General features: G+C 42.1%; 12 protein-coding genes and 1 other RNA gene. 4 read left to right on the top strand and 9 right to left on the bottom strand.

The window, feature by feature from the left end; translation table 11 throughout:
* Positions 1–3 precede the first annotated feature (3 nt).
* From RV13_RS17280 to RV13_RS17270, 3 genes are all read right to left on the bottom strand, one after another.
* A complete protein-coding gene (locus RV13_RS17280) occupies positions 4–1,410 on the bottom strand; it encodes an MDR family MFS transporter (RefSeq protein WP_010745389.1) in 1,407 nt (468 codons plus the stop codon).
* 279 nt (positions 1,411–1,689) lie between these two features.
* Positions 1,690–2,157, bottom strand: coding sequence for a MarR family transcriptional regulator (locus RV13_RS17275; RefSeq protein WP_010745388.1), 468 nt, complete (start codon positions 2,155–2,157; stop codon positions 1,690–1,692).
* 95 nt (positions 2,158–2,252) lie between these two features.
* The gene (locus RV13_RS17270; protein WP_010745387.1) at positions 2,253–5,792 is read right to left on the bottom strand and encodes a hypothetical protein; all 3,540 of its coding nucleotides are present in this window, start codon (positions 5,790–5,792) and stop codon (positions 2,253–2,255) included.
* Between the two features lie 120 nt (positions 5,793–5,912).
* On the opposite strand from RV13_RS17270, the gene ssrS reads away from it, so the two are divergent.
* From ssrS to RV13_RS17255, 3 genes are all read left to right on the top strand, one after another.
* Positions 5,913–6,106: non-coding RNA, 6S RNA (gene ssrS / locus RV13_RS17265), on the top strand.
* A 66-nt stretch (positions 6,107–6,172) separates the two neighbouring features.
* On the top strand, positions 6,173–6,457 hold the full coding sequence (locus tag RV13_RS17260; RefSeq protein WP_010745386.1) for a hypothetical protein: 285 nt from the start codon (positions 6,173–6,175) through the stop codon (positions 6,455–6,457).
* 58 nt (positions 6,458–6,515) lie between these two features.
* Entirely contained in the window at positions 6,516–6,983 is a 468-nt protein-coding gene (locus tag RV13_RS17255; RefSeq protein ID WP_010745385.1) for a universal stress protein, read from the top strand.
* Positions 6,984–7,028: 45 nt separating this feature from the next.
* Here RV13_RS17255 and fucO read toward each other — a convergent pair whose 3' ends face one another.
* From fucO to RV13_RS17225, 6 genes are all read right to left on the bottom strand, one after another.
* Positions 7,029–8,183: a lactaldehyde reductase gene (gene fucO / locus RV13_RS17250; RefSeq protein WP_060789560.1), complete on the bottom strand. Its 1,155-nt coding sequence runs from the start codon at positions 8,181–8,183 to the stop codon at positions 7,029–7,031.
* A gap of 378 nt (positions 8,184–8,561) precedes the next feature.
* Positions 8,562–8,873, bottom strand: a complete 312-nt coding sequence (gene rhaM, locus RV13_RS17245; RefSeq protein WP_010745383.1) for an L-rhamnose mutarotase — start codon at positions 8,871–8,873, stop codon at positions 8,562–8,564.
* Positions 8,870–9,703 (bottom strand): rhamnulose-1-phosphate aldolase, encoded by an 834-nt coding sequence (gene rhaD, locus RV13_RS17240; RefSeq protein ID WP_028020579.1) that lies wholly within the window; start codon positions 9,701–9,703, stop codon positions 8,870–8,872. The genes rhaM and rhaD overlap by 4 nt, the downstream gene beginning before the upstream one ends.
* A gap of 60 nt (positions 9,704–9,763) precedes the next feature.
* On the bottom strand, positions 9,764–11,041 hold the full coding sequence (gene rhaA / locus RV13_RS17235) for an L-rhamnose isomerase (RefSeq protein ID WP_028020580.1): 1,278 nt from the start codon (positions 11,039–11,041) through the stop codon (positions 9,764–9,766).
* 36 nt (positions 11,042–11,077) lie between these two features.
* The gene (gene rhaB, locus RV13_RS17230; protein ID WP_010745380.1) at positions 11,078–12,535 is read right to left on the bottom strand and encodes a rhamnulokinase; all 1,458 of its coding nucleotides are present in this window, start codon (positions 12,533–12,535) and stop codon (positions 11,078–11,080) included.
* Between the two features lie 11 nt (positions 12,536–12,546).
* Positions 12,547–14,265, bottom strand: coding sequence for a purine-cytosine permease family protein (locus tag RV13_RS17225; RefSeq protein ID WP_010745379.1), 1,719 nt, complete (start codon positions 14,263–14,265; stop codon positions 12,547–12,549).
* A gap of 122 nt (positions 14,266–14,387) precedes the next feature.
* Here RV13_RS17225 and RV13_RS17220 point away from each other — a divergent pair, with 122 nt between their 5' ends.
* Complete coding sequence (locus RV13_RS17220; RefSeq protein WP_010745378.1) at positions 14,388–15,353, top strand: AraC family transcriptional regulator; 966 nt, start codon at positions 14,388–14,390, stop codon at positions 15,351–15,353.
* Positions 15,354–15,580: the final 227 nt, after the last annotated feature.

Here is a 15,580-nt window from a genome sequence, read left to right as displayed (position 1 = left end):
AAATTACTCGACGGTGGTTTTCGCTTTATTTGTTAGAAAAATACTAGGGAGAAAAATGAGGATCAAGACAATGACTGAGACAAGAAATCCCGTGTGGTAGGCAGATAACTCATGAGCAATCGTTGGCTGAGAACTTTGTAATACAGTTGCCACGACCGTTGCGATCATCGCCGAACCAAAGCTTGAGCCTAGATTTTCGATAATGTTGATTCCCACACCAGCATCTGGCAATTCTTCATCAGCCAAGCCCGTATAGGCATCACTAGTTAGGGGTAAATTGATTCCGCCGAAGCTTGTGCCGCGAATGAATAAAATCAAAGCGATCCAAATCATACTGGTATGATCTGTGACAAAAAGCAATGGAATCGTTCCTATCAAAGAAATAATTAAACTAGCAATGACGACATACTTTGCGCCAAGCCTATCAATCATTTTACCAATCATCGGGCGCGTCACTAGCATCCCTATACCTTGGGGAATCAGTGCGATGGCAGCTTCCATGGCTGAAAAATGACGAAAGTTTTGGAAGAACAAAGGCAGAATCAGCATCGGACCCATAATCGCGATATTAGCAAAGAATAAGCCAATGCTGGCAGCTTTAAAGCTCCTGTTAGAAAAAATAGTCAATGGCAAAACCGTGGCGTGCTGCTTACGATAATCGTAAAAAATGTAAACAAACAGCAGCAATACGCCCAGTCCTGTCCAGAGCAAGGCCTCGCTATTCTTAAAGGTTGCGTGATCAGCAGCTTTCGTAATTCCGTAGATCAACGCGGCACTCATTACTGACAAATCGAGAATGCCAAAAATGTCTAGCTTGCTTTCTCGATTGAAGGGTTCAAAGCTGGGCAATGTCCGCATCATTAGTGGCGCGGCGATCAAAATGATAAACACATTGATAAAGAATATCCATCGCCAAGAAGCTGCTTGAACAATGAAGCCGCCAAGCACTGGGCCAAGGATTGGGCCAAAAATCATCGGTGTACTGACGATCGCCATGACACGACCAATCTTTTCAGGCCCTGCTGTTTTAACTAACAGAGTCGACATTAACGGCGTGATGATCCCAGCGGTAAATCCTTGAAGCAGACGAAAGACAATAAAACTAGTAACACTCCAGCTAATCCCGGCAAGCACAGAAGTACAGCCGAAAAGAACTACCGCACTGATAAAGATTTTCTTGCCGTCAAAACGGTTCATCAACCAGCCTGCGATGGGAACAGCGATGGCCAGTGCGAGAACATAGCCCGTGATCGCCCATTGAATGATTGCCAACGTGGTATGAAAATTTTTGGTCAATTGATCAATGGCAATATTCACCATTGTAGAATCGAGCATTGGAGCAATGGCGCCAAGAGCGATCGCCCAGGCCGCCGATAAAACGTTTTTTGGTAATTTTGTTGATTGAGTCATAGAGATCTCCTTTCTTGATTGAAAAATTCATTTCAAAGCGGAATAGCTAGATCCGTCGCTTTGTCGTCAAATGAACCTTCGCTTATCGCTATCTATTCCGTTTAGTTTAACTTCAAGGAAACAGGTTGCTTCTTGCTGCAGAAAAGAAGTTTTTTTGTTTCCTAGGAAACTATAACTTCATTTTGTTTCCTTGTCAACTAAATTATTTCAAAAAAAGACCTCCAAGAATTAGATTTTTGGTCTAACTTTTGGAGGTTGTTTCACCATTGACTGCTATAACTAATTGATCGTAAGTCCTTGCTTCTTAATCTCCTGATCTAAGTGCTGATTATAGCGTGCAAGAAATTTTAGGAACGCATCATACTGCTCGTCTGTAATCGGTTCGAAGACGATCGCGTCACGATCCTCAAACTCTTTATGAAGCTGCTCATGAATAGCAAAAACTCTCTGCCCTTCTGCTGTCAGCTTAAAATAAACTTCTTTTTTGTTCTCTGCTTTTTGATAGCTTTCGATATACCCTTTTTTTACCATTTTCTTGGTTAGCTTACTGATCGCTCCCCGCGTCATGTACATCGCTTCTGCCATTTTTGTGACATTCGGATCTGTATGTTTGCCAATAAACTCCATGCAATGAACCTCAGAGGCAGTATATCCTGCCAAAGCCGTCTCCATCTTCACCTTATCCAACCATGCACGTTTATTAAATACTTGGCTGAATCCTTCCAAAACTTCTTCTCTTTTGTTCATGCGTCATTCCCCTATTCATCCTAAATGAACCCTCATTTGGCCTTCCGATGCGTGCACACTCATTCTAGGATAATTTTGTTTCTATATCAACAAAATCATTCGACTTTTGTTGTCAGTGTCCAGTGAAACGTCATTGATCCCTCACCCAGCTTCTGCTGTTCTTTAGGAATGATTAGGAATAGCCCTTTTGACTCGTTCCACTCTTCAAAGGTTGTATTCAAAGAACCTGACTGCTGGAGTACTGTTACCGATTCCTCCAATGATAGAAGCTTTCCATCTTCCTGAAAATAAAGCTGTCCGCCTTCTGGGACTTCAGCTTGTAGTGTCAATTCCCACGGACTCTGCTCTATACGTGTGTCTTTTATCTCAAGATGGCCAAGAATAGTCGGGTAAAAAGCTGTTTGCTTGCCTAATTTGTGCTGTCCGAAATCGATCAAATCTGGAACCGCAAGTAGCTTAAGGGACCCTATATAATTAAAGTGCGCTCGAATTTGATAGTATGTTCTTTCCAGTGGATGCCAGTAATTCTCCGTCAATAAGATATTCTCCCCACTGCTTCCTATCACCTCGGCTTGTTGAAGGGAGAACTGTTCCGTATCGGTAAATCTTAATTCTGGGGAAACGGTGCTTTCAGAAGGAATAATTAATTCACCGCTTCGCTTATTAGCCACGCCCCAAACGTTTAAAGGCAATGGCTGGTTGTTCGGTTTCAGAGTGAGATTATGCGTAATTTCTCCTAACTCACTTGCGACTTGGTAACCAATGATCGTGGCAGAAACTGCCAAGCCAATTTGACCATTAGAGTCTCCGGTAAATGCTTGCCCTTGCTCATCAAAGCCAATAAAATTTTCAGGCCCCAGCGAGCTTTTCTCTCCAACAAAGGTCATTATGGGGTACCCTTTTTGCTGTGCGAAGTTTCTGCCTGTCACCTCATGAAGCGTTTCAGGTATTAATAAGCGCCACCTCAATTTTTCCTCTGGCAGTAATTCTCGCAGAAAAATATTATTTTCTCCCGCTGGTGAATGCAATTCAGTGTTTTTCGCGGTCATCAGTCGACCTGTTTTTAACTCCTCCACGTTTAATCTCGCATTTGCGATTAAAGAAAGTTCTCCGAATTGATCGAAAGTTTGTCCAAAATTTTCATTGGTAGCACCACTGCCATTTAAAATCCTTTTTGCGGACACGTTGTTTTCTAACGTTAGTTGGGTGAAATTTTGTATTTTTTCAACAGGTATGTCAGCTTGAGTGCCGCCTATTTTTACCCCGACCTTCGCGGGACTGTTCTCAATCAATCGATTGTTAAAGGTTGTCGAATCGCTGCCAATAATGGTCTGGACTGATTGAGCTGCTTGAATTTCGATAGACAGTTCGTGGGTTAGACTGCCTGCATAGCTGTTTTTTAGCATCCCCTGAACCAACGAAAATCGCCCATTTGGTGCACGCAGTTTCATGTTGATTGCAGGTGTATAAACTGAAGTGGGATTTTCTCCACCGTCTCCTAATACTTCAACTTCCGCAAAACTCTGCTCGGTTGTTAACTCAAATGCAAGCTGCTTATCGATGCCTCCGAGGCGATTGGTTATTTCTGCCATCCTGGGTCTAGCGGCTGAAATTCCTAGTCCTGCTGCTAATTCTACAGCTCCTGTTATGGTCAATGCTACGTTTCCATTTAGTAGACCGTGTTTGGCAATCCCGCCCATGATTTGCGTTGCCTCGTTGCTCTTTGAAAATTTCCCACCGCTAATAATGGTCTCAACATTTCCCTCGATCATGTGATTCGATCGCAACCCATAGGACGCCGCTACCGATCCTAAAATCTCTCCGCCAGATATCCTTGTCTGAATATCACCAATTAGTCGTCGATCTTGATTGCTGCCTGCCACCGCATAATTTTCGACCTTCCCGCCAGTAATTTCCAGTCGACTATTCCCATAAATCCGATAGCAACCACTGCCAGCGCCAAAAATAGCACTGACTTGCCCCTTTTCGAGCCGAGAAGAGCAAGTTCCTTCAATTATCCCGTTGAAGCTTCCGCCATAGGCATAATTCAATAGCGCCTGCTTAATGACTAATTCAGTCTTTCCGTTTATGTACAACGTGTTCCCCCATGGCTGTTGATTCTCTCCTCCTCCTGCAGAAGTACTGAAGCCGTATGAGGCGCCTAAATTCCTCTCATTGGTTAGCTTCGTTGGCTCCAGCCCCATCTCTTGCGCATAGACTCCCCACCGTTTGCTATAAACAAGTGTTTCTTGTCCTAGTTCCAACTGAACGTTCCCATTGATCACTCCTGCAACCCCCGCACCACAAACATTATTTTCAACATTGCGCCCGCCACTGACACAACCGCCTAATAAGCGGGTTACAACGTTTCCTTCAACGAAAAAACGGGTATTGCTCTTTGCTAAAGAAAAGCGTTCTAAAGGAGCCAGTTGATCATAAGCAAGCTCTTCCGCAGTTCTATTTTGCGGATCTGTTAGATCGACCACAGGTGTGAAACTTTGTGAATTCGTTAAGCTCCGTTTCTCCACCTCCATTCCCCCAGCGCCATCAATTCGATTAAACGACCCCTGTGAAGCCTTTCCCGCATAAATCTGATTTTCGATATCTCCATAGATTGTTCCGCTGTATTGATTGCCGCCAACAAAATTTCGCTCTCCTTTTTGAAATTGTCGCGTATCAATCACCGTCGTAATCGCCTGCTCCTGTCCATGAATCTCACCAACTTGCGAGCCGCCGATCAGAATCCCTGTATCAGAAAAACTCCCCTTACCAGTGATCAATGTATTCACTGCACCTGTTTCGCCGAAGGCTGCTCCACCAACAAAATCTCCTAAGGTAAAGGCCGTTGACTCAGACGTCAGCTGATTATCAATCGTCCCTTTCACAATGACAGGTTCATCGGCTGTTCCAAAGCCGCCTCCATAGTAATTCATTAACATACCGTTAAGCTGTTGAATGCGGGTACTCACATTTCCGATGATTTCTCCCTTCAATGAACCGCCACACAAGCGCTGAATGTCCCCAGTCAAAGATAGCAACTGAATTGAAGGGCTGCCAGATAGCGTGCCTGCTTCATTTCCACCATATATTTCCCATGACCCGCCTGTTACTCCTTGAAAAAAAAGCAAAGGATTTCCTACTAGATTTCTATCACTACCACCAAATAATTGCGTATGATCGCTATGCTGAATATTCTCAAAATAAAGCTGATGACCGTTCCCATAAATTTTCGATGCTTTTAAATTTAAGGTTTCGAAATGACTGTCTTGACCAAAGAAACACGTTTTAGGTAAAGATAAGTGACTTTCCGCTCCAGATCCTTTAAAGGTCAAGCTTGCAGGCAGACTAGCGAAGTTGATTGTTTCAATGGTTGGGTTAGACAAGCTTTCATTAATACCAACAGCTGTTTGACTCAAATCAAGTGCTCCATCAAATTGAATCGTATAGTGCTCCTCTGTTCCAAATTGATATAGGTCAAAGAGAAGTTCCTTCATTCCTGCTGCGCTTAACGGGTATTCCTTTTGCTGGTCAATCGGCGGAAAAAGTTCTAGAGATTCGGCTTCCGCCTGTGTTATGAATGGGCCGAAGAAAAAAATGACTAGGTAAATAAAAAAATAAGCGAATTTTTTTGACATATGAGCCTCCTTTTTTATACAATATACGTATAGAAGACGTGAATCATTTGAAGTGTTTCAAGTTTATCCTTGCAAGCCACTTCGTTGCGTCTCAATAATGACTGTGCTATGATTGAGATGGAAATTCTGTGATGTGCGCGTTGCCTATTTCAGTGTTGACCGAACATTTTTATTGATATATTGGGATCCGTCTTGTGTCAAAGTTGGTAACATGCCTTTTCATTTGGTAGTTCGACGCTTAGACCATGGAACCCACCTGCTAGATTTTGCGGGATCAATACTATCGGGTGAATAACGGCATCGACGGAATTTTCCATTTTTTATGGATTGAAAGCAATTTGCGTTCTGCAAATTGCTTTTTATTGTATTGGAGGAAGAAAATGATCCGCATTTTATTATTTTTACTTGCACTTATTTTATTGATCTGCAGCTATTATTTGATCAAAAAACCTCAAGGCTTTTTAGTTCTTTTCAGTGAAGACACACAAACAGAATCCCGCAGCTTTTTACGCCAGTTTGGCTACATTTATGCATTGCTGGGAATGATTGGCATTGTTATCGGCTTTATCAATCAGCGAACCTACTCCATGATCTATTTAATTATTCTCTTGGTGGTGGCAGCACTCTTCGCTTTATTGATGGGATCGAAAACAAAAAAAGGTTAACAGTACCAATTTCAAGAATTTTGATTTAAAATATAAATGAGAAAAGGAGTTGGGAACGATGGATCAACAATATAGTAAAATTATGGTAGCAGTCGACGGTTCTAATGAAGCTGAATTAGCCTTCAAAAAAGCAGTAAACGTCGCAAAACGAAACCAAGCAGAATTATTACTTGCTCATGTCATTGATACACGCGCGTTTCAAACAGTTTCTTCTTTTGACAATGTTTTAGCAGAACAAGCGACAGATATGGCTAAACAAACACTAGACGATTACGAAGCTGACGCAAAAAAAGCTGGTGTTGAGCACATCAGCAAAGTCATTGAATATGGTGCACCAAAAGTGATGATCGCTAACCAAATCCCTGAGAACAATCAAATCGACTTGATCATGCTTGGTGCGACTGGATTAAACGCTGTTGAACGGTTGTTTATCGGTTCAGTTTCTGAATATGTTATCCGCAACGCGGATTGTGACGTATTGATTGTTCGAACAGACTTAGAAAATAAAGTTCCTGAAGAAGACTAATAGACAGGATCAAAAAAGCCAACCTTCGCGAAGGTTGGCTTTTTCTTATAGCATCGACTTGTAAAGGGCGATGATTTCCTCCAAGGTAGCGTCTCGTGGATTTCCTGGTGAACAGACATCTCGATAAGCATCCTCAGCGATTTGTTGGATATCCGCTTCCTTCATTCCGATTTCTGTCAGATTTTGTGGAATGCCCACGTCAATCCCCAGCTGCTTCACCGCCTGTACTGCCGCATCACGAACTTCCGCTAACGACATATCCGCCGCGCCTTCCACATCCATCGCGACAGCAATTTCACGATATTTTTCTCCTGTATAATCCTTATTAAAGTCCATGATCAATGGTAATAAGGTGGCACATGCTACGCCATGAGGGGTGTCATACCAAGCGGATAACGGATGCGCCATTCCGTGAACTAATCCCAGTCCAACGTTTGAAAAGCCCATCCCGGCAATGTACTGTCCTAAGGCCATTTTTTCCCGAGCCTCTTGATTGCCAGCTACTGAATCACGCAAGGCGTGACTGATGATACCGATCGCTTTAATATGAAGCATATCCGTCATTTCCCAGGCACCTTTTGTAATAAAGCCTTCGATTGCATGAGTCAAAGCATCCATTCCTGTTGACGCACACAAACCGGTGGGCATTCCCATCATCATATCACTGTCAACAAAGGCCACGACTGGAATATCATGGGGATCGACACAAACAAACTTGCGCTGTTTTGCTTTATCTGTAATCACGTAATTGATTGTTACTTCAGCCGCTGTTCCCGAGGTTGTCGGTACCGCTAAAATCGGTAACGCAGGATTTTTCGTATCCGCCGGTCCTTCTAAGCTAAGAACGTCTGAAAAATCAGGGTTTGTATTAATGATCCCGATCGCCTTCGCTGTATCAATCGGCGAACCACCTCCGATCGCTACAATGTAGTCTGCTCCTGCGGCCTCACAGGCCTTGACTCCCGCTTGAACGTCTTCGATCGAAGGGTTCGGTACAATCCCATCAAAAATCTCATAGCTTAACTCTGCCTCATCTAAAATTGCCGTAACCTTTGTCGCTACTTCAAATTTCAATAAATCCTTGTCTGTCACGACCAATGCTTTTTTGAATCCACGTTTTTTTGCTTCATTGGCTACCTCTTGGATCGCTCCTTTACCAAAATAAGAGGTTTCATTCAAAATCATTCGATTAACTACCATAGTATCTCTCTTTTATTGTGCTATGCTTCACAATCAATTATCCCATAAAATAAAAGCGCTTTCTATGACTAATGATTGCAAATTTTTGCCATAAAATAAGACGAATTTATTGAAACAGGTCCAACTATTTTGATCACCCACTTATTTACAGAAACGAATGCTCCTGAGTCAGACCTCTTTCAAAACTTGATTTCGTCACTACACTTTATCGAAAGTTCAAAGCCGGATCATTTGTTACACAGCACAAAACTTCATGATAAATTTTTAAAACTTTTTCCCTATCTTTCTCCCAGCTGTGAACTTCTGAGACAACTGCCTATTCATTTTAGCCAACTGTATATTGAAACTAGCATCCCCTGTTTGTATTTCTGGTCTCTTTTACAATTCAAATACTTGCTCTAAATCGACAGTCACTGGCGAACTATCCGGATTTGTTTCCATTACATCTGCCATGAAATCCCACCATTTACGATTGATTTCCTTATTGGCGGTCTTAGACCACTTCGCCTCATCTTCGATTTCAAGATAGCCAAACAAAAAATTTGTTTCTGGATCGAAAAAAATCGAATAGCTGGTCGCTCCATGCTCTTTTAACATTTCCCGCATCTCAGGCCAGAGTTCCTGATGTCGTCTGGCATATTCTTCCTTCATGTCTGGATAAAGTTTCATTCTCACTGCTTTTTTGATCATGCATTCAACACCGTCGCTTCAAAAAATTCTGGATTCGGTGTGATTCCAAACTGTTTCGCTAAGGCGAGAAAGTTTTCATCGCTGATTGTTTGTCTAATACCACCTTGGGCTTGAACATACGTATATACTTGTGCGGCTTTTTCCGCGGTTTCGATCAAGCCAAAGGTTTCATCGATGGTCCGACCTGCGCCATACACGCCATGAAACGACCATAGAACTAAACGGGCTTGACGCATTTTTTCTGCAGTCGCTTCACCGATCTCATTTGAGCCTGGAACCAACCAAGGCAATACTTGCACGCCCTCAGGGAAAACGACTAGACATTCGGTACACATTTCCCAAAGTGTTCGAGTGATTGCTTTAGATGTCAGTTCATGGCTGAAAGTCATCGCTAAAAGATGAGTCGCGTGGCAATGCATGACCACCCGATTTTCGGGATCAACCGCTAAACGTGCGCTGTGGCTCATTAAATGAGCAGGCAATTCACTTGTTGGAACACCGCCATCTGTATAGCCCCATAGTAGATCCACACTTTGACCATCTTCTGCCACTCGCAGGATACCTAGGTTGTTCGCAGGATCTTGGGCGACATTTTTAAAATATTTCCCAGAACCGGTTACGATAAAATATTTTCCTTTAAGGGTTGCCCCATCAAAGTCCATTGGAATATTCCGCAACACCTTCATAGGATCTATATACTCAGTGACTTCTGCTTCCTCCAATAAATACGACACATTGCCGCCATTTCTTTCATCCCAACCTAAACGATACAGATTGCTGGTTACTTCCACCATTTCTTTCACAAAAGACGCTTCTAAAATATTATTCACGATCGATTCCTCCAAGTTTTTATCTAACAAGGCGGGGCCATGTCTCTCCCCGCCGACTAGTTATGCGTGTGCCATTTCTTTGCCTCGAGCTGACAAAATATCTCTTTCATAGTCCATGACTTCTTCGTACCAATTCATACCGACTGGAGCATTGTTCAGCTCACAGAAGTAGTTCCACACATCTGCATAAGGGAAGTCCTTCAATTCTTCTGTCAGCGCCATGCGTTTCGTGTAATCAAGGTCCAGTTCCATTTCTTTTAACTCTTCAATTGGTTCTAGCATCGCCTTCAATAATGCTTTTTGGGTGTTGCGTGTTCCGATGACCCAAGCAGCTACGCGGTTGATCGTTGCATCAAAGAAGTCCAAGCCGATATTGGTCTTAGCTAATAAGTCATTGCGGACGATCTCTTTGCCAATTTCTTGCAATTCGTCGTCCATGATCACTACATGGTCAGAATCCCAACGAACAGGGCGCGAAACGTGGAGCATAATGCCCTTAGAAAATAGCGCCAGTGAAGTCAATTTGTTGGAGATAACTTCCGTTGGATGGAAATGACCGGCATCTAAACAAATCAATTTATCACGAGTTAAGCCATACCCCATATAGAATTCATGAGAACCTACTGTATAAGCTTCAGCGCCAATTCCAAATAGTTTGCTTTCAACCGCTTCTTGGGTATATTCTTCGTTCAAGTCTTCAGCGAAGATTTCATCTAATGATTCCATCATGCGTTTACGTGGATTGTAGCGATCAATCGGATTATCTTTCATCCCATCTGGCATCCAGAAGTTGTTGATACAGGTTTGACCGGTTTCTTTTCCAAGATATTCTGCAATTTTACGGCTACGTTTGCCATGTTCGATCCAGTAGTCGCGAACCTCTTGATCTGGATGTGCCAACGTCATCCCATCTTTCATCATAGGATGAGAGAAAAAGGTCGGGTTAAAGTCTAAGCCAACACCCTGCTCGTTGGCCCAATCCGCCCACTTTTCAAAATGTCTTGGTTCAATCTGATTTAGATCGACTGCTTCATCAGTGTCTAAATAAATGGCATGCAAGTTGATCTTGTGACTTCCCGGAATCAATGAAAGAGCCTTTTCGATATCTTGGCGTAATTGATCAGGCGTACGCGCTGCACCTGGATAATCTCCAGTTGCCATGATCCCTCCGGTCAACTCGCCTTCAGGATTTAAGAAGCCTTTGACATCATCCCCTTGCCAGCAATGCATTGAAATTTTTACCTCCTGTAATTTTTTCAATGCTTCATCAGTATTCACACCGATTTCTGCATAACGAGCTTTTGCTTCTTCATAACGCGCTTCTACAGTTTTTGTCATTTTGATTCTGCTCCTTTTTCTTTTCAATCTATTTTTTTATACAAATGCTTTTGTTAAGGCATGGTACTTTTCAATGGCTTGATGATTGTCTGTTTGCGGTTGAAATTCTTTCATTGGGAAAGATTTTTTGATGCCTTCGCGGCCTTCTGCCAATGTTCCAAAACCATTTGTCGCTACCATCTGAACTATGATGTTGCCGATGGCGGTTGCTTCCCCTGGTCCTGCTAAAACATTGATCCCACAGGCATCCGCCGTTAATTGATTCAAGAAGTCATTATTTGACCCGCCCCCAACGATATGGAGCTGAGTAATCGTACGTCCGATGATTTTTTCAAGCTTTTCTAGTTCTACTGCATAACACAGTGCTAAACTGTCATAGATACAACGAGCAAGTTCGCCTGCTGTCTCAGGTACTTTTTGATTCAGTTCGCGGCAATACGTTTGAATCTCAGTAATCATATTCTCTGGATTCATGAAGCGCGGATCATTGACATCGATCAGGCAAACAAATGGCTCTTCCTGACTAGCCAGCTCAGCAAGCTCTGGATAAGAATAGCGATAGTCCTGCAGCCTTGCGACTTCTTGGATCAGCCACATTCCCATAATGTTCTTCAAGAAACGGATCGTTCCTTGAACACCCCACTCGTTGGTAAAGTTCGCATCGAAGGCTTCGGCAGTCGCAACCCCTTCCTCCATTTCTACCCCCATCAATGACCAAGTGCCTGAACTGATGTAGGCCCAATTGTCGCCCTTTCCTGGTGTTCCCACGACTGCTGACGCTGTATCGTGAGAAGCAATCGTGATCAATGTGGCATCCGGCAGATCATAATCTGGAAACTTTTCTCTCAGGATCGGTCCTAGGATTGAACCTGGTTCAGCCAAATCTGGAAACAATTCTTTTTTCACATCAATAGCAGCAAGAATCTCCTCATCTAGTTTCCGTGACTCCAAGTTCATCAGCTGCATCGTGGACGCGTTCGTTTTTTCTAATACAGCATTGCCGGTGAGAACGTAGCCTAAGTAATCCGGCATCAGCAATAATTGCTTTGCTTTGACCAATTTTTCTCGATCTTCTCTTAGTAATTGGAACACCGTATTAAACGATTGAAGCTGGATTCCTGTTTTTTCATATAGTTTTTTGAGGGAAAAGTTGGCATCGAACGCTTCCATCGCCCCTGCTGTGCGATGATCACGATAACTGATCGGTTGACTCAATGCTTGCCCCTCTTCATCCAGCAAACAATAATCCACGCCCCAAGTATCGATTCCGACATAACATTCTTCGATCCCTCGCTGCTTCACCTTTTCCAAGCCAATCAAGATTTCTTCCACCAAATGATCAGCGTTCCAATGATCTGTTCCCTCACTATCAGAAAAACCATTTTTAAAACGATGAACTTCGTTTAGAGTAATCTTGTCTTGAAAGTTTTTTTCCGCCAGCATCAAGCGTCCGCTAGATGCGCCAATATCAACAGCTATATAGTTTTCGTTCATCTCTTTTCTCCTTAAACAGGCTCTTCTACTTGAGCAATACTTTCTTTTTCAAAAGCTTTCTCTCTCACATACATGCCACTAGCACCAAAAACGAAATACAAGAGTGTTAATAGTAAAGAAACAGTTCTGAAGGTTTGATCATCCATCGATCCGATAAAGCGCAAGATCGTAACAATCAAAATTGCTGCTAAAAATATAAAGGATGTCCCCTGTAGCGTCCGAGCCAACTTAGGAACTTTCGCCTGACGATTGTCCACGATATCCTTTTCCTCCTCTTGAATGACTTGCAACAAGGCAGCTTGAATCTTTTCTTCTTCAAGTACTTCTGATGAATAGTCCTCTTTGGCCCCCATTGATAAAGCCAAGATGGCATAAGCCGCTATCGCCAGCAAATACGTTGGTAAAAATAAGAAATAAGAATGGATCAGATTCGTCATTGTCATGATGACCACAAAGGCCAATGAGATCAGCCATGCAATCAACGCAGCTTTATTCACTTGATCTTTCCGATACATCGACCAGTAGCGTGTAGCCCCTAATTTAGGTAGTATCCAGTGTTCTGTTATTGCGATCGCCCCGATAGATGGAACAACTAACACAATAATGTTGACGATTGTCATCACATTGGCAGTAATAGGGAACGTAGCAGCAATGGTCATGATAATTCCAACCGCATAGGTTAATTTTTTTAAATCAACATTAAAGATCGTTTGAAATGCTAATCCAGCTCGATAAATACTCGGATTAGCTGTCGTCCACCCAGCGAAAATGACTGCCAGTAAGCCCATACCGCCGACAACTGCATTTGTTACAGCTCCCGAATCAAGAACCAGTAGTGATTTTCCTAGCATAATTGATGCCGCCGCTCCCATGATACCGGCGCAGCCCCAAGCGAAGAAATGACCAATATACATCCCGACGCCGGATACATAGCCATAGGTTGATTTTCTAGCAAAGCGAAACAACGACATATCATTTAGGCCGCCGTGATAAGCTAAGTTACACATCCAGGCAAAAGCAATGACATGCGGCAACCCTAACTGTGGATTCCCTGGTAATGGCGTTCCTGTCCAAACAGTCGCGTTCATTAAATTCATAAAGTCACCAAAAGAGTGGATGCCTTGTGTTCCAGCTGCACTGAACAACGTTGGAAGTGATAATATGGCACCTACAAAGAAAACCAAAATCATCCACGGTGCACTGACCGAAGCAAACTTTGCTACAGCATCGAAGCCGTTTGCCGCAACAACGGTAACAATGACCCCTAAGACAAGTACGATCAAAATAAATGTGATACTTGTCGGATACCAATTTGTTTGTAGAGGTACGTTAAAAATCTCTCGCACCGCTGATGCCGATACCGTCAACATGGAGGCCGCCATTGCTATGGAGGCAAGGCCCCAGATAAAGTTATAGACTTTTTGCATATATGGCCCTAGAACTTTATTCAAATAAGAATATAAAGTTAATCGTGTATCTACAGCGATCGGCGCGCAGACAAGCGCATACGTAAGTGTTGCTAACAAATTCCCAATCAGTAATCCAATAAAAATATTTGTTGCGCTGACTCCCCAAGTAACCAAGGTTGCACCAATGACAAATTCGGTCGCTGCAATATGTTCTCCACCATATAATCCAAAGAAATTTCCCAATCCAGACAATTTCTTGTTTGAAATTGGCCGATCTTCAATCGGAATCTGTCTAGCCATCTCGCGATAATCTTTTTTCATGACTTTCTCCTTTAGTTGTTTTTCGTGCGTTGCAACTTACAACCTAAGATTACTTTGATAGCGTTTACAAAACAATGGCAAAATGTTAGCATATGAGTATCAAAAATACAGGTGATAAAAAAATGAAGAAGATTGAAGAATACTTTTTACCTTTAAGTGATGCTGAAAAAGTTCAGAAGAGAACAAAGAGATGGCTGGATGAATTTGACGAAGAAAAATCGAGTTATTTAAAAATCAAGAATGAGCTTTTTCTAGAAAACAAAACAATATTAATTCGAAAACATCGAAGATTTGCTGCTTATCCGCTGCATTCCCATCAATTCATGGAATTTAATTATATGCTTCAAGGAGAATCAAGGCAGATTGTTAATGGGAAAGAACTACTTTTACAGGAAAAACAATTATTGCTTTTGGATCAAAATTCACAACATGAGCTTCTTCCACTGAGAGAAGAAGACTTATTAATTAATTTTCTATTCAAATTATCAGATATCAATCTGTCGGCCTTTACTAAAATAGATGCCAAAAATACAGGTGTTACTTATGATTTTCTTATCAATAGTGTCCTTGATTCTGACATCCACGAGAATTATTTATTGCTGGATCTGACGAATAATGAGGAAATTCAGGCGACTCTTGAACAGATGATTCGAGAATTTTTTTTCGACAACCGTTTAAGCAACGATATAGTGAACTCTTTTTCTCAAGTATTGTTTCTGCAACTTTCCCGAGTATATCAAGCCCAGTTACCAACGATTTATCAGTCAAATTCCATCAATGCTACCATGTTAAAAATTTTGCAATGCATCGAAGAAAATCCTAGGAGCCTCTCCTTAAAATCACTGGCAGAAGAATTAGGCTACAATCGCAACTACCTGTCCAATCTCATCAAAAAGGAGACCGGAAAAAATTTCAAACAATTAATTATTGAACAGCGTTTGCATGAAGCGCATCGCTTACTTCTAACTACTAATGTTTCCATCGATGCCATCAGTGAATATGTCGGATTTTCGAATAAGACTCAGTTTTATCAAAAGTTCAAAGCTTTTTTTAATGAAACGCCTCAGAAAGTTCGCCAAATGAAGTAACTCTTCTTTAATGAATCAAAAGCAAAGAGATGGATCAAAAGCTGCCTTGATCCATCTCTTTGCTTTTTTCAATTGATATAAAAAAACATATAACCTAGTCCATGTTAGTGCATCGTATAATTGGTTCACTAGCCTCGAAGCAACTGTCTTTCATCAGCCTTTCAAAATCAGGTTCATCAATTTGTTTTGCAGGATTTATAATTGAGCTAATTTCATAATTATCAGCC

This window comes from Enterococcus raffinosus, from assembly GCF_001886185.1.
GTDB lineage: Bacteria > Bacillota > Bacilli > Lactobacillales > Enterococcaceae > Enterococcus_A > Enterococcus_A raffinosus.
This window is presented reverse-complemented; position numbering and strand designations above follow the sequence as displayed.